Here is a 19026-nt window from a genome sequence, read left to right as displayed (position 1 = left end):
CCCTTCAGCCTCCACACGGCGACCGCTTCGCGAAGTCCCAGCAGCTCCCTTCGCTCCCCGGCGCTCCGGCGTTTTCCATCGCGCCTCCAGGGCCGGCGTTGCCGCCGAGGCCGGGTGTACCCGCGGCGAATTGCACCGCAGGCGCTTCGCTGGGCGTCACCGCATACGCAAGGCCTACGGCATAGCCGCCCCGGCCGCCACCGCCCACGCCACCTGGGCCGCCTGCGCCACCCTTTCCGCCATCGCACCCGGCTTTGCTGGGTGCCGTTCCCGAAGCCGTCCCACCCGCGGCCCCATTGCCGCCAGCGGCGCCGCTTTGCCCCGCCGCCCCGGCGCCTCCGTTGCCGCCCTTGCCCACCGCGACCGTCACCCCGGTCAGCTTCAGCCGGTTGCCCAGGCTCACGATCCCCACGCTCGAGCCGCCCGCCTGCCCGCCGCCGCCTCCCTTCCCGCCGCAGCCCCCGGCTCCGCCGCCTCCGCCGCTGGCTCCCACGCCGTCGATGGTGTCCGGTCCGAGCTTGCAGAACAGCCCCGCCTTCGCCCCGCCGCCCCCGCCTCCGCCTTGGCCCCGGCCGCCGGTTTTGCCCGGGTCGCCGTCGCCACCGCTCAGGCCCGTCAGCGCCAGCGTCGCGCCCGTCCCGCCGACGCCGGCAGGGCCAGCGGTGCCGCTCTTGCCGTCATTTCCTCTCTCACAGTCTTGAGACGCCGTTTCCCCCACGCCTCCGAGGCCTTTACGCATCGGATTCTCCTCCGGCACCGGCCCGCCATCCTCCCCCGCCTGCCCGTTGCCCTCGTCCGTCTCTCCGCTCCCCCCCAGCCCCCCGCGCCCGCCGGCCGTCTCGCCGTCCTCGCAGCTCGTCACGCCCGCGGCCCCGCCCAGCACCGCGTTCTCCGCCACGCACGCGTTCGACGCGCCCCCGGCCTCCGCGCTCGCCCCGGCCACCGGCGCCTCTTCCGGCGTCGTCCCTCTCGCCCCGTCCTTGCCGTTGCCCGCGGTCACCTCCACCTCCGCGAGCTCCGCCTCCACGTCGGCCACCACCACCCCGATCGACGACCCGCCGTCCTGCTTCGCATCCGCCGCCCGGATCGCGAACCCTTCCACCCGCGCCCCCTCCGCCCCTTCCCCGAGCGTCAGCGCCACCTTGTCCGCCGGCCCCGCGAGCGCGCTCTTCCTTCCCTCCTCCAGCGTCCACCCCGCGCAATCGAAGCTCCCGATCACCTCGAGCCCCGCCTCGACCTTCACGCTCTCCTCGAACGCTGCCTCCCCCTCCGTGCACGCGTACACCCGCTTGCCCTCCGCCGCCGCCTTCTCGATCGCCTCCTGCAGCGACCCGTACGGCCTCTGCCGCGTCCCCGCTCCTCCTTCCTCAGCCCCCGCCCGCGCGAACACCCCGCACGCCTCGCTCACCACGCTCGGGTCCTCCCGCGGATCCGCCTCGCAAGGATCCGGCGGCTCCTCCCCGCCGCTGCCGCCCGTACCGCCGCCGCACACCCCGCCCGGGTACTCCGCGCAGTCGTTGTAATCCACGCCGAACACGCACCCCGTGCCGGGCACCATCGCCGCCCCGAAGGCCACCGCCGTGATGCCCATCAGCCCGCGCCAGTGACGCATGCGTCGCTCCTCCTCACGCCCCGCTTCGCCCCTCACCACGTCCCCCGGATCAAGAGCGCGCCGCCGCCGGCGGTCACGACCGGCGCCGCCGTCACGGCGCGCGCCGTCGCCACGCCCTGGCGCGGCGCCCCGCCGCCCCAGAGCGCGTACGCCCCGGTCGCGAGCCCGACGGCCCCGGCGCCCACGAAGGTCCACAGGGCGGCGTTCTTCAGGTCCGCCGCGCCCTCCAGCGCGTCGCGCAGCCCCGCGCACTTCGGCGAGTCCACCGCGCACGCCGCCGGGCCGCCTTCGCGCACCAGCGCGTCCCGCTGTTCGTCCGCGTCGCCGTCCCGCCCGACCGCGAGCGCCGTCAGGATCACCCCCGCGATCACGCCCGCGCCGGCGACCGCCCCGCCCGCGATCAGCACCTCCGGCCGCGGCCCGACCGTGTCCGCCCCCGCGCGCGGCGCGGGCACCGGGGCCTCGGCGCGCGGCGGCGCCGGCGCCGGCGGCGCGGGCCGCTCGGGCGCCGACGGCGGCAGCAGGGTGAGATCCGCCGTGTTCACCTCGCCGGCAGGGATCTCCAGCGTGACGCGCGCCGGCTCGTGGCCCGCGAGCCGCGCCTCCACCGCGATCGTCCCGGGCTTCACGAACACCTCGTGCCGGAACGGCGTGCGCCCCACCGCCGTCCCGTTGAAGGACACCTCGGCCCCGTCGACGTTCGCCTTGACGACGATCGACCCCACCTCCTTTCGCACGGCGCGGAACTGCGCACGGACCTGCTCGTGCTGCGCCGCATTGCCCGTCGCCGGGAAGCTCCGCAGGCAGAACGCGAGGTGCTCCGCCGCCTCCACCTTCATCCCGCGCTGGAGCTCCGCGTTGGCGAGGTTCGCCGCGATGTCGTAGCTCTGCTTCAGCGACCACGCCGTCCGGTACTGCTCGTACGCCGCGTCGAGCTTCCCGAGCCGGTACAGCTCCTTGCCCCGCGCGAACGCCGCGTCCGCGTCGCGCGACGCCTGCGCCGCCTCGGCGCTCGCGGGCCCTGCCTGCGCGCCCGCCGGCGCTGCCTGCGCGCTCGCCGGCGCTGCCTGCGCGCTCCCCGCCGCCCCCTGCGCGCGCGCCGCCGGCGGCGCCGCGGCCACCGCGCCTGCCACCAGCACCAGCCAGCCCGCCGCACGGGCCCTCCTCGCTCTCGCCTTCATCTCAGAACACCTCCGGTGGCAGGGAACCCGGACCCGCGCTGCTGTCCGCCGGCGGCGCCCCTGCGGGCGCGGAGCTTACTCCGGCGGGCGTGGCATTGGGCAGGGCGACGTGGCCCGGCGGACGAGGCGCAGGCGCGTCCGCCGTTCGCCTCGGAGGCACCGGCGCGCTCGCCGCCGGCGCGCTCGCCGCCGGCGCACTCGCCGCCGCCGGCGCGCCGCTGCTCGCGACGCGCCCTCCGCCTTCGCTGCCCGCCGCCGGCGCGCTCGATCGGCCAGACCCCCCGTCGCTCGCGCCTCGCTCGGCGCCCTCGCGCCCCGCTGCCGCGGGCGCAGCCCCCGCCCCCGCGCCCATCGGCTCGAGCACGGACGCGACGGCGCTCGGCGCGCCGCCCGCCGCCGCCTGCCGCGGCACCGGCCGCGCGCCGGCCGCCGCGCCCGCGGACGGATCGCGCCCCGCCGCCGCCGCGGGCGCCGGCTCGCCGCCGCGCGGCGCGCGCGCCGCCGGCCACAGCGCGACCGCGCCGCCGATCGCCGCGAGGACCGCGAGCACGACCGCCACGACGCGCAGCCGCCCGCGCGGCCGGCCCGCGGGCGCGCGCCCCGCCGCCGCGGCAGCGCCGGGCCCTTTCTCGCCGCCCGCCGCGCCGGCCGCGGGCTTGGCCGCCTTGCGCGCGGCCCTGCCAAACCAGCGCCGCGCGACCGGATAGAACGGATCGCCGCCCTGCCCATCGTGCCGCAGGTCCTCGATCAGCCTGTCGAGCCTGGGATCGTCGCCGGGCTTCACCACCGGCCGCTTCGGGTCGTCCGTACGCATCGCTTCCCTCGTTCCTCGCTCACTCGCGCGGCGGCATCTCCGTCACGCCGCCCTCGAGGAGCGCCGCGGCCAGGTGATCGAGCAGCGCGTCGTGGCGGCGCCGCGCCGTGGACAGCGACACGCCGAGCCCCGCCGCCACCGCATGCATCGCCAGCCCCTCCACGTAGCGCAGCGCGTACAGCCGGCGATCCTCCTCGCCCAGCGCGTCGTACACCCCGCGGACGCTCTCGATCGCCCGGCGCCGGTCCTCCGCGTCCACCGCCGCGTCGTCGAGGGTGTCCCCGGCCTCGACCACCCCGAGGACCATCGACGCGACGACGTGCCTCGCGTACTTCGCGAGCCGGTCGCTGTTCGTCGCGTCGTCGTCCCAGACCACGTCGAACCGATCGGAGGTCTCCGCGACGAACGAGCGCGCCGCCCAGCTCGCCGCGCGGTACAGCCGGCGCTGCTGCCGCTCGCGGTGGAGGCAGTCGCGGATCTCGCCGTCGATGAACCCGTAAGCGTAGCTCGTGAAGCGGATCCCGAACGCCGGTTCGAAGCGCGACGCCGCCACCACCGCCCCGTAGTGCCCCCACGCGAGGAGCTCTTCCTTCTGCTCGGGCCGCGCGTGGGGCGCGAGGAACGCCACCCTGGCCCGGACGATGCCGATCGCCTCCTTCACCAGGGCCTGCTGCTCGGGGCTGAGCGGCTCCGGAGGCATCGCGCGGAGCCGGCTCATCCCTGGCTCCCGCCACGGCGCCGCCCCTTGCCCCGGGCGTCACCGCGCTCGGCTCCCTCGGCGTGCGCGGCGACGCCCCGCGCGAGCTCGTGGCTCTCGTCGGGCGGCGGCCGGCGCTGGAGCGACTGGAGCAGCGCGACCGGATAGGGGTGCGCCGACATGAGCGCCAGCGCCTCCTCGCGCATGTGCTCGATGAGCTCCGGCGACAGCTTGCCCCGGTACGGCGCGAGCGCGCGCTCCACCGCCTCCACCAGCACGGGATCGAATTCGCGCGTCGTCTTCATCGTGGGCCTCTCTCGGGACCGTCCAGGGTGTCGGCCGTCTCTGCGCCGAACGCGCCATCCCGGACCTCTCCTGCAGTTATCCGGCGATCCTCTCGGGATCGCTCATGAAGGCCGGACCGGCGCGCCTCGTTCCCGGCGTTTCCCGGCCGGCCTTGGCGCTCGGCCGGGTCGCTACTCCAGGAATTCGTCATAGAAATGGGGGTCTCGAACGATCCGCCGCCTCGGCTTCGGCTTGGCCCCCGCCGGCGTCGCGGTCGGCTCGACGGCCGGCGCAGCCGTCGAGGTGGCGGATGCCGGGGTCGCGGCGGCTGGCTCCGGTGTCGTGGCCATCCCGCCTTCGCCCCGCCGAGTTCCGGCGGCACCTGCCGCCGCCGGCTCCTCGGCGCCCGCGCTCGCGCTCAAGGACGGGTCCGCAGCGGGATGGGCGGCCCCCGCCGTCTCCACGGATCCGATGGGCGCGAACGGCTCCGGCGCCGCGGCGCCGTTGGACGGCCGTTCCGGCGGACTCGCCAAGGTGGGCGCGTCGACCGCCCTCGCCTGCGTTGGCTCCGCCGGCGGGGCGCCCTGCAGCCGGAGGATGACGTCGAGGAGGAGCAGGCTCACCGCCGTCCCTAGCGCGAGCCCGATCGTTACCGTGCGCGCCGTGACCCGCGCCCGCGGCGGCGCTCCGGCCGCGCCGCGCGCGCTCGCCGCCTCAGCTCGCGCCGCGACCGGACCCGCCGCGGCGGTCCGCCCCGCGCCCGCGCGCGAGCCGCCGGCAGGCGGCGCTGCGCCCAGGCGAAAGGTCCCGGCGCCCGCCGCCGCGCGCGGCAGCGGAACGGTGTTCTCCACCGGGACCCACGCCGCCCGGGCCTGCTCCGGCGGCGGGTCCGGCGCGCGCTGCGCGAGCGCGGCGACGCAGCTGGGGTCGCGCAAGCGCTCCGGCAAGCGCTCGGTCATGACCCACCCGGCGCCCGCCTGGCCCGGATCGGCATCGCCGCCGACAGGATGGCGGCCGGCCCGAGCGTCGCCCGGCGCCGCACGCGCCCCCGCTCCGCCCGGCCGCATCGCCGGCGCGGCCGCCGGAACGGCGCCCGCCTCGACACGCCCCCGAGACGGCCGCTCCGGCGCTGCGGGCCCCGTGGTCGTGGCCGCCTTCTCGTTGCCCCACCGCAGGACCTCGGACATCTCCGGCTCGCCGGGGTTGGTGTCGCGCGATCCCAGCGCGTCGCGCGTGAGGAGAAAGGCGTCCCAGAGCGCCTCGGCGAACGCCAGCCCGTCCCGGTGCCGCTCGCGCGGGACCTTGGCGACGGCCCGCGCGATCACGTCCGAGATCGGCTCCGGCACGCCGATCCGCGACAGCGGCGGCGGCACGTCGTTGAGGTGCCTGGCGAACAGGGCGTCCATCCGGCCGGCGGCGCCGGCATCGCCGAACGGGTGGAACCCGGCGATGGCTTCGTAGGCGATGAGGCCGAGCGCGTACACGTCGGTCGCCGGCGTCGGCACGTCGTCCCGGATCTGCTCGGGCGCCATGAAGAGCGGAGAACCGTGGGTCTGCGCGTCGAGCGTGTCCGGGGTGCCGCTGAGCCGCGCGAGCCCGAAGTCGAGGAGCTTCACGTCGCGCGGCTCGCGCAGGATGAAGAGGTTCTCCGGCTTGATGTCGCGGTGGACGCCGCCGAACGAGTGCAGGTGCCCGGCGCCGAGCGCCGCGGCGCGTAGGGTGGCGCACGCGAGCGGCAGCGAGAGCGCCCTCCGCCGGCGGAGCTCCTCGCGGAGCGTCACGCCGTCGAGCAGCTCCATCCGGTACCAGGCGGTGAGGTCGTCGGCGAGGCCGACCTCGTGGACCTGGACCACGTTCGGGTGCCGCATCCGCGCGAGCACCTCCCCCTCCCGCAGCAGCCGGCGGCGCTGGCCCGGATCGTCGAGGAACTCGGATCGCACGATCTTGAGCGCCCACAGCTGCCCCTTGTCCGTGACGGCGTATACCGCCCCCATGCCGCCCTGCCCGAGGAGCCGCTCGACGCGGAAGCGCCGCAGGAACCAGGTGCCCGGCTGGAGGAGCGGGGGACGGCTCCGGCCGGCCACCGCTGGGGGAGTCTCGCCGCCGCGCGCCTCGGCGACCTCGTCGTCGTCGTCCCGTGACCTCCGCTTCACCGTGTCCCTCCGCGCTCCGCGCCGGACGCCGCCAGGACTGCCCGGCGCCGCGAGCCATGCCCTCCCACGGTCCCGCGTCGCTTCCATGCTGGTTATCCGGAAACGGTCCGCGAGGTGCTCACGTCGCGGAAGCCCGCGCGAGGCTCCAGGGCGGCGCTCCAGCACATCCAGGCCTCGGGTCGCGCCGGCGCGGCGTGGGACGCCATGGGTTCCGGGAAGCAGCCGGCTGCCTCCGGCACATCGTTCCCGAGCCCGGCAGGGCAGCTGGCTGCCTCCGGCACATCGTTCCCGAGCCCGGCAGGGCAGCTGGCTGCCTCCGGCACATCGTTCCCGAGCCCGGCAGGGCAGCTGGCTGCCTCCGGCACATCGTTCCCGAGCCCGGCAGGGCAGCTGGCTGCCTCCGGCACATCGTTCCCGAGCCCGGCAGGGCAGCTGGCTGCCTCCGGCACATCGCTCCCGAGCCCGGGAAGGCAGCCGGCGCGGCCAGAATACCGCGCTACCCGATGCAGAAGAGCAAATCAGCGACGTTGACGGCCTGACCGGGGTGATTATCCCAGGCGGACCGCCCGGCGCGCGCCGGACGGTCGTAGCGAATCCAGCGCGGGGGACAAAGAGCACGACAGGGCTCTTCGCCTCTCCGCGCCCGACATCAACGAGAGGTGCTCCCCTCATGACCAAGCCTTCTGCTCCGCTCAAGAAAAAGCCAGCTCCCAGGAAGCCCGCGGCGCCGCCCCAGGCGGCGGCGGCGTTCGACAAGGCCGCGCCCGAGATCGACGCGCTGGAGCGGGACGCGCTCATCCCCATCAACATCGATATCCCGCGCGCGGTCTCTCAGGTGCTCGGGGTGCTCCCGGGCCTGCTGGCGCTGCGGCCCCTCATCGCCGAGCGATTGCCGACGCACGATGTCGGGCTGGTCGACCGGCTGGAGACCTACGCGCTCGCCGCTTGGTATGCGCACCTCGCGTGGCTGTCCAGCGGAGGACCGCAGAACGGGCTGAAGCCGCTCCTCGAGGAGGCGGTGCCGCTGCGCGCGAATCTCCTCGGCGACGCAGAGGCCCTGGCCCGCCGCGGCCTGGTCGACGCGGAGACGGTCGCGGACATCCGGGCGGGGAACGGTCACATGGACACGGCGAGCGACCTCGTCGCGCTCTCGGCGCTGTTCAGCGGCAGCTGGTCCGAGATCGCGGGGAAGACCGCCGCGACCGAGGACGAGGTGAGGCGCGCCGGCGAGCTCGGGCCGGAGCTCCTCGCCGCCCTCGGCGTGAGGGAGCACGGCGCCGCCCCGGGCCCGAGCGACGCCGCGGACAAGAGGGCGCGCGCGTTCACGCTGTTCGTGAATGCGTACGACCAGACCCGCCGCGCCGTCGCCTACCTCCGCTGGAACGAAGGAGACGTCGAGGCGATCGCGCCGTCCCTCTACAAGGGCCGCGGCGGTCGCGGGGCGTCGTCGCGCGACACGGGCGACGCGCCGCAAGAAAACCCACCGGCGCAGCCGGACGCCGCGCCGGCGTCGCCCGACACGGCGGCGCCTGCAGCGGCCGGCGCGCCGGCCGCTGTGCCGCCCGGCTGAACCGCCGCCGCTGCGCGCCCCCGTCGCCCCCGCACCCCCGGCAGACGGGCCTCGGCCAGCGCTCCATGGCGCGGACCATCCCTCCGGGTTTCGCCGGCGCTCGGATGTGACCGGTGATTGAAGCGCCGTGGAGGGACAGGTACTGCTCCTCCCATGGCCCGCACTGCGCCCGTGCCGAACATCCCCGCGATCCCGGGGATGAACCCCGGCGCCTTCATCCTGGGAGGGGGCGGCGGAGGCGGCGGCGGCACCGGACCGGGCGGCGGTGGGGGCGGCGGGGGCCACGGGGCAGGTGGCGGCAGCGGCGGCAGCAGCGCGGGCGGTGGGGGCAAGAGCGCACCGGATCCGAACCGGTATCCGGAGTGCGGGACGGTCTCGCACCCCATCGATGTCGTCACGGGCCGCGTCTTCACGCACGCGGTCCCGATCTGCGATCTGCCGGGGCCGCTGCCGCTCGCGTGGGAGCGCTCGTACAGCGCCGCAATGGCCGATCGCGACGCCGGGCTCGGTCACGGTTGGGGGCACAGCCTCGGCTGGGAGATCGAGGTGCGGAGCCGTCGAGTCGTGGTGTGGACCGGGCTGGGCACGGCGGTGGATCTCCCGAAGCCCGCCGAGGGCGAGGCGGTGCTCGGCAAGTGGGGCTACGGGTTGCGGCGCGAGGCGGACGGATGGCTCCTGGACGCAGGCGACGGCGTGAAGCGGCGTTTCGCCTGCGTGCAGGACGGCGGCCGGCGCGTGCGGCTCACGGCCGTGGAGGACCGCAACGGCAACCGCATCGCGCTGGTCTACGACGAGAAGGATGGCCGGCTGGTCGAGGTGACCGACAGCGCGGGCCGGCGGGTACGGCTCCGCGACAGGACGTCGGGCGAGCAGCGGGTGACCACGATCGAGGTGCAGCTCGACCCGGAGCGCGGCGACTGGCTCGCGTTCGGCACGCTGACGCGCGACGGCCGCGGCGATCTGGTGGCCGCGAGCGACGCGGACGGCCACGGCTGGCGCTATGCTTATGACGAGCGGCACCAGCTCGTCGAGGACGCCGACCGCAATGGGCTGACGTGGCACTTCGTTTATGACGGCCAGCGCCGCGGCATCGAGGCGTGGGGCGACTACCCTGGCAAGGTCGACCCGAGCCTGGCCGGCGAGCCGCCGGAGGTCCTTCACGACGGGGAGACGCGGTGGAAGGGGATCCACCACTGCAAGGTCGACTATTGGGACATCGGCTTCACCGAGGTCGTCGACTTCAGCCAGACGCGGCGCTTCCACGGCAACGAGCACGGCACGCTCGACAAGCAGGTGATCGGCGGCGCGGTCGTGACGGCGACCTACCGCGACGACGGCTGGATGACGTCGCGCACGAGCGAGCGCAACGGGGTCGAGCTCTTCGAGCGCAACGCGCGCGGGAGCGTCATCCGGTATACCGATCCGCTCGGACACGCGACGACGATCGAGCGCGACGCGAACGACCTGCCCGTCGAGATCGTCGACGCGAAGGGCGGCGTGCACCGGTTCGAGCGCGACGCGCGGGGGAACGTGACGCGCTATGTCGACCCCACGGGCGCGGCGACGTTCCGCCGGTACGACGCGCGCGGGCTCGTGGTCGAGGAAATCTCGCCGAGCGGCGAGCGCACGGCGTTGTCGTACGACGCGCACGGCAACTGCGCCGAGGTGACGCTCGCCGGCGGCGCCACGTGGCGCTTCCGGCACGACGCGCTCGGGCGGCGCGTCGCCGTCATCGACCCGTTCGGCGCCGAGACGCGGTACCGGTGGTCGGCGCGCGGCGACCTGACGGCGGTCACCGACCCGACCGGCGCGACCACGCGCTACGCCTACGACGGCGAGCAGCACCTGACCGAGATCGCCGACGCGAACGGCGGGGTCACGTCGTTCGTGTGGGGCGGCTACCACAAGCTGTGCGTGCGCCGCGACCCGAACGGCCACGAGGTGCGGCTCGGGTACAACCCCGAGGGCGAGCTCGTCGAGGTGCGCAACGAGCAGGGCGAGGTGCACGCGCTCCGGCGCGACGGCAGCGGCAAGGTGCTCGAAGAGGTCACGTTCGACGGGCGGGTGCTCCGCTACGGCTACGACGCGGCGGGCGACCTGATCCGGCGGTCGCACGGCGAGCGGGACCTGGTGCGGCTCGCGTACGACCCGGCCGGCCGGCTGATCCGCCGCGAGCACTGGGACGACTCGGCCGAGGAGCTGGAGTACGACGCTCTGGGCGACCTTGTGGGCGTGACGTGGCCGGGCGGAGAGATCCGGCTCGACCGCGACGCCGCTGGACGCGTGGTGCGGGAGCGCCAGATCGTCGCTGGCGTGGAGCACCGGGTCGAGAGCATCTATGACCGGGAAGGCGAGCGCGTTCTGCGCAAGACCTCGCTCGGGCACACCGAGGCGATCGAGCGGGGGCCATCCGGCGAGCGGCGCCGGACGGTGCTGGACGGGCGCGTCGTCGTCGACCACGCGAGCGATCTCCTCGGGCGGGAGGTGGCGCGTGCGCTGCCGGGCGGGGGGCGGATCGAGAGCGCGTACGACGTCTTCGGTCGCGTCGAGCGGCGGCGCACGGTGGGCCCGGCCCGCGAGGTGCGCGTGGGGCCGGGCGAGCCGGCGTGGGTCGGGCCGCGGCCGGCGAACGTCACCCTGGACATGGCGTATCGGTACGATCCTGTGGGCGAGCTGAGCGCCGCGTGGGATCAGGGGCGGGGGTGGACTTCGTATCGATATGATCCCGTGGGACAGCTCCTCGCGCGCGCGCCGGAGCAGGCCCGGGCCGAGGTGTTCCGCTACGACCCGGCGGGGAACAGCTACGAGGCCGGCCCGGGTGCGGTGCCGAGGGAGCACGGGCGCGGCAACCGACTCGTCCGCAAGGGGAACACCCGGTACCTGTGGGATGCCGAGGGGCGGCTCGCCGAGAAATGGGAGGAGGATCCGGCGACCGGCGCGCGGCGGGCCTGGAAGTACACGTGGGACCTCGCCGGGCTCCTGGAGAGCGTGACCACGCCGGAGGGCGAGCGGATCGAGTTCCGATACGACCCCTTCGCCCGGCGGGTGGAGAAGCGCGTGGGCGAGGCGCCGGCGAGCTCTCTGAATGCCTTCAGGCCGCGCTCGGTGACGCGGTTCGTGTGGGACGGCGACGTGCTCGTGCACGAGATCTCCCAGATGGCGCAGCCGGACGGGAAGCTCTCGGCGGTCGAGGTCAAGACCTACTGCTTCGAGGACGGCGGGTTCGCGCCGGTCGCGCACAGCGATGGCGGCGGGTGGTTCCATTACGTGAACGACCCGATCGGGACGCCGGAGCGGCTCGTCGACGACCGCGGCGAGGTCGCCTGCGAGCTGCGGCGCGAGGCGTGGGGTCGCACGGAGACGGCGCCGGGGGCGAGGACCTCGACGGCGATCAGGTTCCCGGGGCAGTACGAGGATCCGGAGACGGGGCTCTGTTACAACAGGTTCCGCTACTACGATCCGGACGCGAGGCGGTTCATCAGCAGCGATCCGATTGGGTTGCTCGGCGGTATCAATACCTATGCCTACGTTCGGAACCCGCTGCGCTGGCTCGATCCCCTCGGCCTCGCCGACCCCGGCCTTCCCGAGCTGGTAGCGGCGTTCGAAAAGACGTATCCAGGTAGACCATACAGCTCCGGGCATTTGCGAAAGCATTCTGACGGACGAGACCTGGAGATCGATTTCGAGACCGACAATGCGATCATTGAGGTAAAGGGCGGCGCAGGCAAAGGGCTGGGGCGTCAGGTCAAGGATCGGCGCGACTGCAAGATAAACCCGCAAGGCAAGCCAGTCATCGGATACTCTGCATCCAGCCTCGGCAAGCACTCTCGCTCGGAGATCGAAAAGCAAGGCGGCATCGCGGCGGACAGAAGAGATCTCGACGTGCTCATGGCAGCGATCGCGCCGGATCCCAAATGAACAAAGGAGAGCAACATGAGATCTTTCTATGTATTCACCCAGGCACCAGACGAGGCACTCTCCACATGGCTTGACTCGACAGCGCAACGCACGGCTGGCACCTGGCAATGGATCTATCCGAACGCAGCCAGGAAAGTCCTCTACATCGAGCTCGCGGAAGATCTCTATGACGAGCTGGAGCCCGAGACCGCGCAAGCACTGCTCGATCGTTTCGGGGGAGAGCGCCCCCGAAGCATCTGCATCGACGTATCACGTAATCACTCAGCAGAGCACGACGTCAAGGCGTTCGCGACAGCCATGCTCCGTCAGTTTGGCGGGGTCGCCATGGATGACGAGAGCGATCACTGTTGGACGGCCGAGGCCATCGAAGCCGGCGACACTCACCATGGCCATCGCTTCTTCGGCATGCCCGGAGCGGCGTGAGCCACGCCATGTTCACAACGGTGCGCTGCATGGCCGAATCGTCGGTGTAGGCCGCTCCCGGCTCGGCGTTCCGCCATGGCATGCCCTGTCACCCCCGGTCCGAACAGCGGCCGGCAAGAAGCCCCGCGTCCTCGCCCAGGGCGCAGGTTTCCTCGCAACCCGGATCCCCTCCGATCCGCCCGGCGGTGCTGGAGAGCGCCCCGCGCCCCCGGTGGCGCTCACCATCGCGCGCGACCGCACCGGCCGCCAGACCCCCGCTCGGCGCCTGCCGCCCGGCGCCCCGCCGCGCGGCGCCGAGCCTCGCCCGCGGCACTATTGACTACAGTTCAATAGCTGCTATGAACACGGACCGGCACCCGTGCCCTGAGCGCGCTGCTTCGCGCCCGGCGCGGGCTCCACCGGCGCCGCGACCGGCGCTGCTGGGAGCAATGGCGAGGAAGGAGAGCTCGATGATCACCGCAGAGGCGCCCCTCAAGCCGCGTAAGCCGCCCGTGTCGTTCGAGCAGGGCCTCACCCGCCACTGGCTCGGCGGCCACGTGGTGCCGACCCACGTGGCCAACGCCGTCAACCTGCTGTTCCCCGCGGGCGAGCGCTTCTTCATCCGCAGCGTCGCGCGCTACGCCGACCGCGTCGAGGACCCGGCGCTGCGCGCCCAGGTGAAGGCGTTCTTCGGGCAGGAGGGGCACCACGCCAAGGCGCACGAGCGGTTCTTCGACCTGCTCCGCGGGCAGGGCTACGAGATCGACCGCTTCCTCCGCGCCTACGAGCGGGTCGCCTACGACGGCATCGAGCGCGTCTGCTCGCCCGAGCTGCGGCTCTCGGTCACCGCGGCCCTCGAGCACTACACCGCGATCATGGCGGAGGACGCGCTCCAGGCCGGGACGCTCGACCTCGCCCACCCGACCGCGAGGGAGCTCCTGCTCTGGCACGCCGCCGAGGAGATCGAGCACAAGACCGTCGCGTTCGACGTGCTGAAGCTCGTCAACCCGAGCTACGCCCTGCGCCTCCTCGGCTTCGCGCTCGCCACGGTCACGCTGTCGATGTTCTGGCTCTCCGCCCTGCTCGTGCTGCTCGCCCAGGAGCTCCCCCGCCGCGACGAGCGCGACGCGCGCGCGGCGTCGACGACAGCGCGCCTCCCGCCCCTCCGGCACAGGTCCGTCCTGAGGGGCGTGTTCCTCCGCGGTATCCGCGAGTACGTGCGCCGCGACTTCCACCCTTCCCACAACGACAACATCCACCTCGCGCGGGCCTACCTCGCCGGGATCGGGGCCGCCTGAGCGCCGCGCGGACGTCATGAGCGGTCGCGACCAGCGCGCCTGTGCCGATCGCTCCGGGCTCCGCGAGCACATCGCCTCCCGCCCCCGCGCCCCGTTCTCCAGGACCCTTTCCAGGTGCTCCGCTCAGTCCGCGTCAGCGAGCGCCGCTGCCGAGGCTGCCCCGCCTGGCGCCGCTCCTCCCGCGGGGCGCCCAGCCACGCTGGCGCGCGCCGCTCGGCGCGAGGGGCCAGCCGCGCTGAGCAGCGTGGCATTCCGACACACTCTCGACATCGCGCTTGACGCCGCGCGGGCGCATGCACAGCCATGGCGGCGGACGTGACGCGCCTGCGACGCGTCCACAGTCCGTCGCGTGCACGCCGCTTCGCAGCTGCAGCACGTGTCGCTCTTCGTTGATAGGCATGAGAAGGGCACGTATCATGCGCTCCATGGCAGATGCGGCGGGCGGCCCGCCTGGCTTCAGTTCCGGAAGCGAGAACGGCGGCGATCCCCCGGCGCCCCTCGTGCCCGACGTCGCGGATACGCTGCCGGGCGTCGACACCGTCGTGCGCGACCGGTCCCCCATGCGGGTCGAACCGCCGGTCGAGCGCCACGGCGACAGCTCGACGCTGAGCGACGAGGACCTCGCGCTGGCCGCCACCCGCTCGAGCATGCACGAGGGCGGAGGCCACGTTCAGGTGCCTCCCGATGGCACTTTACTGGGAGGGGTCTATCGCATCCTCGGTCGGCTCGGCGAAGGGGCGATGGGCGTCATCCTCCTGGCGCGCGACGAGCAGCTCCAGCGCGACGTCGCCATCAAGCTGCTCCGGCCGGAGCAGCTCGACAACGCGCAGATGCAGGCCCGGCTCCTCGCGGAGGCGCGGGCGATGGCGCGCGTCCACCACCCCAACGTCGTCGAGATCTACGCCTTCGGGGAGTACGTCAACGCACCGTACTTCGTGATGCAGTACGTGCCCGGGGTCACGCTCGACACCTACGTCCACAGCAAGGGCGGCCGGCTCGGGCTCGACGAGGCGCTGAGCATCCTCGACCAGGCCTGCCTCGGCGTGTCGGCGATCCACGCCTCGGGCATCGCCCACCGCGACGTCAAGCCGAGCAACATCCTCGTCGGCCAGGCCCTCCGCATCGTGGTCGCCGATCTCGGCCTCGCGAAGCGCATCCCCCGCGGCGACCGGGTCGAGCTCGCCTTCTCGGGCACCCCGGCGTACCTGGCGCCCGAGGTGGCGCTGGGCCGGCAGCTCGACCCTGCGCTGCTGCCGCGGATCGACGTCTACGCGCTCGGGGTGGTCGCCTACTACCTGCTCGCCGGCCGCCTGCCGTTCCAGAGCACGAGCACCGTCGATCTGGTGATGCAGCACGCTTATCAGCCGCCGATCCCGCCGAGCGAGCTCTGCCTGGACCTGCCGGCGTCGTTCGACGCGCCGGTGCTCGCGGCGCTGGCCAAGGAGCCCGACCAGCGCATGGCGAGCGCGGACGCCCTGCGCGAGGCGCTCCTCGACGCCCGCAGCGCCATGCCGACGTACGCCCGGACGACGCGCGTCATGGTGGCCGACGACAGCCCGTCGTTCCGCACCTTCCTCGTCAGCGTCCTCGCGCAGGCGCTGCCCGGCGCCGTCATCGAGACCGCGCCCGACGGCACGGCGGCGCTCGCCGCCATCGAGGCGAACCCCCCGTCGCTCGGCGTGTTCGATCTGGACATGCCCGGCCTGGACGGCATCGCCCTCACCGCGGCGGTGCGGAAGCTGCCGCGGGGGGACTTCCCGATCATCGTGGCGACCGGGACCGGGGGCGCGGCGGACTGGCAGTGCCTGTCGCGCCTCGGCGCCTCGGCGTTCCTCGTCAAGCCGTTCGACGCGGGGCAGCTCATCACCCTGGCGCGCGCGCTCGTCGGCGTCGCGGACGAGCAGAAGCGCAAGCAATGAATTTCAGAACGGGGACCATGCCCACGGCGCCGGGGCTTTCGGCGCGGGCGGCATGGCGCGTCGCGTGCCGGCGCCAGCTCGCCGGTGTACCGGCGGGTCGGCGACGTCGAGGCTCCTGATGAACGACAGCGAGATCAAGGTCCTGGTGGTCGATGACGACGAGGTCGATCACCTCGTCACGCGCAGGCTCCTCCGCGAGGTGTCCCGGACCCGTTACGACGTCACCTGGCTGAGCACCTCGGACGAGGCGATCGAGGCGCTGCTCGCCGGCGGCTACGACGTCTGCCTCCTCGATTACCGGCTCGACGCCCGCACCGGCCTCGACGTCGTGCACGAGGCGAACCATTTCGGCTGCGCGATCCCCATCATCATGCTGACCGGGGTCGGCGACGAGGAGATCGACATGGCCGCGATGAGCGCGGGCGCGGCGGATTACCTCGTGAAGGGGCGGTTCGACGCGCAGATCCTCGAGCGCACGATCCGCTACGCCATCGAGCACAAGCGGAGCCAGCTCAAGCTCAAGCAGTACGCCGACACGCTGGAGGAGAGCAACCGGCAGCTCCTCCAGATGCACGAGGAGCTCGCGGCAAAGAACGCCGAGCTCGTCCGGCTGAACGAGGAGAAGAACCGCTTCGTCGGCATGGCGGCCCACGACCTCCGGAACCCGCTCGGCGTCATCCTGGGCTACAGCGACTTCATGCTGATGACCCACCGCCGCGGGGAGCAAGCGTCGCTGCTGCGGGAGGACGGGGTCGAGATCATCCAGATGATCCGGAGCTCGAGCAAGTTCATGCTCTCGCTCATCAACGACCTGCTCGACGTGTCGATGATCGAGCTCGGCAAGCTGAACCTCGACCGGAAGAGCACGGATGTCGTCCAGCTCGTCGAGTCGAACGTGGCGCTCAACATGGTGCTGGCCGGGCAGAAGAGCATGAAGCTCCTCGTCGAGAGCGACGAGGGCGTCCCGCGGGTCGACGTGGACGTCCACAAGCTGGAGCAGGTGCTCAACAACCTGATCAGCAACGCGATCCACTACTCCCCGCCGGGCACGACCATCCTCGTCCGGGTCGAGAGCGCCCCCCCCGCCGCCGAGGGCGCCGCCGAGGTGCTCCTGTCGGTCCAGGACGAGGGGCCCGGGATCGCGCCGGAGGACATCGGCAAGCTGTTCCGCCCGTTCGGCCGGGCGAGGACGGTCAGCACCGGCGGAGAGCGCTCGACGGGCCTCGGGCTCGCCATCGCGCAGCGCATCGTCGAGGGGCACGGGGGGCGCATCTGGGTCGAGAGCGTGGTCTCGAAGGGGGCGACGTTCTTCGTGGCCCTGCCGGTGACGTCGGCGCCCGACGCCGAGGCGGCCGCCTAGAGCGGCGGTCACCCGCTTCGGATACGGGCCCATCTCGACGTTTTCGGTGCTCAGCGCACCGGAGTGCGCTTCCGCGCCGAAAACGCCGAGCTGGACCCGTCTCCTGTGCGGGTGAACGCCGCTCTGTAACGCAGGGCGAAGAACGCTCTGGAGGGGATCAGGGCTCCTGCGGGAGCTCCGCGTAGTCGAGGTAGTCGAAATCGGCGGGGAGGCCGCTGCCGGTGAGGTCGTGGGCGCACAGCGCCGCGAAGGCGCCGGTGAAGCCCAGGCCGCGCGAGGTGCGCTCGTCGGACAGGAGCGACGCGTCCAGCGCCGGCCCGAGCGGGTCGAAGCGCTCTCCGTCGCTCGACGACGAGAACTGGAGCGCCTTGCCGGAGAGCTCGAAGCGGAGGTGGACGCGCGGGGCGGAGCAGGCGACCGGGCGCGCGAGCCAGGTCAGCCGCCCGTGCTCGCTGCCGAGGAGCGCGATCGAGCGCCCGGCGCGCTCGTCGTGGCTGAGCAGCGCGTAGAAGAAGCTCTCGTCGTCGTACAGGCACATGAGCCCCGCCATCTGCTGGAACGAGGCGGGCTCGAGCTCGAGGCAGGTCTCGACGCGGCAGCGGAGCGACTGGATGCGGCGGCCGACGACGCTCTGCCGGTGCAGCGACTGCGGCGACTCGCGGCCGCGGACGCGCAGGTAGCCGGGGCGCTCGCGCAGCGACACCCAGCTCTCGTCGGGCACGTCGCGCAGCGCCTGGTACGCGACGCCCAGCGCCGCCCGGTCGAAGTGGTCGCGCGCCGGGGGCTCCTCGAAGGGGTGGTCCGGCAGGCGGGGCGCCGGCACGCGGACGGCGGGCGCGGGCGGGCGCGGCGCCTCGAGCGCGAGCCAGCCGTCGTCGGTCCAGCGCACCCGCTGGATCGCCGTCTCGCGGCCGAGGATGCAGCGGCGCTCGCCCGGGAGCGGCCGCCCGACCAGGTGGGCGAGGTACCACTCGCCCGTGGTGGTCTCGACCAGGCAGCCGTGCCCGGCCTTCTGCAGCTCGACGGCCGGGTCGTGGACGGAGGTCAGGAGCGGGGCGCTCGGGTCGACCTCGTACGGGCCTTCGATGCGGCGGGAGCGCGCCACGACGGCGGCGTGCTCGTAGCTGGTGCCGCCCTCGGCGACGAGGAGGTAGTAGTGGTCCCCGCGCCGGTAGAGGTGCGGCCCCTCGGTGCAGCCGCGGCCGCTGCCGGTGAAGATGAAGCGGCGCTCGCCGACGAGGCGGCGCCGCTCGAGGTCGAGCTCTTGCAGCACGATGCCGGGGAACGGGTTGTTGCCGGGGCGGTGGTCCCACACCATGTTGACGAGCCACGCCCGGCCGTCCTCGTCGTGGAACAGCGACGGGTCGAAGCCGCCGCGGTTCAGCGCGACGGGCTCGGACCACGGCCCCTCGATGCGGCTCGCGGTGACATAGTAGTTGTGCGCGTCGACGAAGCCGCGGCCCCAGGACTTCACGTCGGTGTAGACGAGGTAGAACACGCCGCCGGCGTGGGTGAGGCAAGGCGCCCAGACGCCGCCCGAGCGGGGGTTGCCGAGCAGGTCGAGCTGCGAGCGGCGGTCCAGGGCATAGCCGATGGGGTTCCAGTGGCGGAGATCGCGGCTGTGGTGGAGCCGCACGCCGGGGAACCACTCGAAGGTCGAGGTGGCCAGGTAGTAGTCCTCGCCCACCCGGACGATGGAGGGATCGGGGTGAAAGCCCCGGAGCACGGGGTTCTCGATGAAGGTCGGTTCGCTGGTCATCGCGGGGCTAGAATCCGAAGGAGGGAAGTGGGGCGCGGTTCGACGGCCGCGCTCGGGG

At 73.6% G+C, this 19026-nt stretch carries 13 protein-coding genes; 6 read left to right on the top strand and 7 right to left on the bottom strand.

Translation table 11 applies throughout. The features are described 5' to 3' along the window. Nucleotides 1–4: 4 nt before the first annotated feature. The 6 genes from WMF20_RS13130 to WMF20_RS13105 all read right to left on the bottom strand — a co-directional run bounded on the left by WMF20_RS13130 (nt 5) and on the right by WMF20_RS13105 (nt 6742). On the bottom strand, nt 5–1612 hold the full coding sequence (locus tag WMF20_RS13130; protein ID WP_437613684.1) for a hypothetical protein: 1608 nt from the start codon (nt 1610–1612) through the stop codon (nt 5–7). A 32-nt stretch (nt 1613–1644) separates the two neighbouring features. Next, on the bottom strand, nt 1645–2793 hold the full coding sequence (locus WMF20_RS13125; protein ID WP_437613682.1) for a PEGA domain-containing protein: 1149 nt from the start codon (nt 2791–2793) through the stop codon (nt 1645–1647). A gap of 1 nt (nt 2794) precedes the next feature. Next, entirely contained in the window at nt 2795–3607 is an 813-nt protein-coding gene (locus WMF20_RS13120) for a hypothetical protein (RefSeq protein WP_437613680.1), read from the bottom strand. Nucleotides 3608–3626: 19 nt separating this feature from the next. Further along, on the bottom strand, nt 3627–4325 hold the full coding sequence (locus WMF20_RS13115) for a sigma-70 family RNA polymerase sigma factor (protein WP_437613678.1): 699 nt from the start codon (nt 4323–4325) through the stop codon (nt 3627–3629). Beyond that, nucleotides 4322–4609, bottom strand: coding sequence for a hypothetical protein (locus tag WMF20_RS13110; protein ID WP_061621355.1), 288 nt, complete (start codon nt 4607–4609; stop codon nt 4322–4324). The genes WMF20_RS13115 and WMF20_RS13110 overlap by 4 nt, the downstream gene beginning before the upstream one ends. Before the next feature lie 171 nt (nt 4610–4780). Continuing rightward, a complete protein-coding gene (locus WMF20_RS13105) occupies nt 4781–6742 on the bottom strand; it encodes a serine/threonine-protein kinase (RefSeq protein WP_437613676.1) in 1962 nt (653 codons plus the stop codon). Between the two features lie 670 nt (nt 6743–7412). On the opposite strand from WMF20_RS13105, the gene WMF20_RS13100 reads away from it, so the two are divergent. From WMF20_RS13100 to WMF20_RS13075, 6 genes are all read left to right on the top strand, one after another. Then, nucleotides 7413–8312: a hypothetical protein gene (locus WMF20_RS13100; protein WP_129574669.1), complete on the top strand. Its 900-nt coding sequence runs from the start codon at nt 7413–7415 to the stop codon at nt 8310–8312. A gap of 153 nt (nt 8313–8465) precedes the next feature. Then, a complete protein-coding gene (locus WMF20_RS13095; protein WP_437613674.1) occupies nt 8466–12230 on the top strand; it encodes an RHS repeat-associated core domain-containing protein in 3765 nt (1254 codons plus the stop codon). 15 nt (nt 12231–12245) lie between these two features. Continuing rightward, the gene (locus tag WMF20_RS13090; RefSeq protein ID WP_437613672.1) at nt 12246–12653 is read left to right on the top strand and encodes a hypothetical protein; all 408 of its coding nucleotides are present in this window, start codon (nt 12246–12248) and stop codon (nt 12651–12653) included. A gap of 449 nt (nt 12654–13102) precedes the next feature. Continuing rightward, complete coding sequence (locus WMF20_RS13085) at nt 13103–13930, top strand: metal-dependent hydrolase (protein ID WP_437613670.1); 828 nt, start codon at nt 13103–13105, stop codon at nt 13928–13930. Between the two features lie 416 nt (nt 13931–14346). Next, entirely contained in the window at nt 14347–15849 is a 1503-nt protein-coding gene (locus tag WMF20_RS13080) for a protein kinase domain-containing protein (RefSeq protein ID WP_437613668.1), read from the top strand. Between the two features lie 118 nt (nt 15850–15967). Then, entirely contained in the window at nt 15968–17209 is a 1242-nt protein-coding gene (locus tag WMF20_RS13075) for an ATP-binding protein (RefSeq protein ID WP_437613666.1), read from the top strand. A 157-nt stretch (nt 17210–17366) separates the two neighbouring features. On the opposite strand, the gene WMF20_RS13070 is transcribed toward WMF20_RS13075, so the two are convergent. Beyond that, a complete protein-coding gene (locus tag WMF20_RS13070; RefSeq protein WP_437613664.1) occupies nt 17367–18968 on the bottom strand; it encodes a glycoside hydrolase family 43 protein in 1602 nt (533 codons plus the stop codon). Nucleotides 18969–19026 lie beyond the last annotated feature (58 nt).

It is taken from the genome of Sorangium sp. So ce834, from assembly GCF_051521425.1.
GTDB classification, from domain to species: Bacteria; Myxococcota_A; Polyangia; order Polyangiales; family Polyangiaceae; genus Sorangium; species Sorangium cellulosum_D.
Note: the sequence above shows the minus strand (reverse complement) of the source record. Positions and strands in the feature narration are given on the sequence as shown.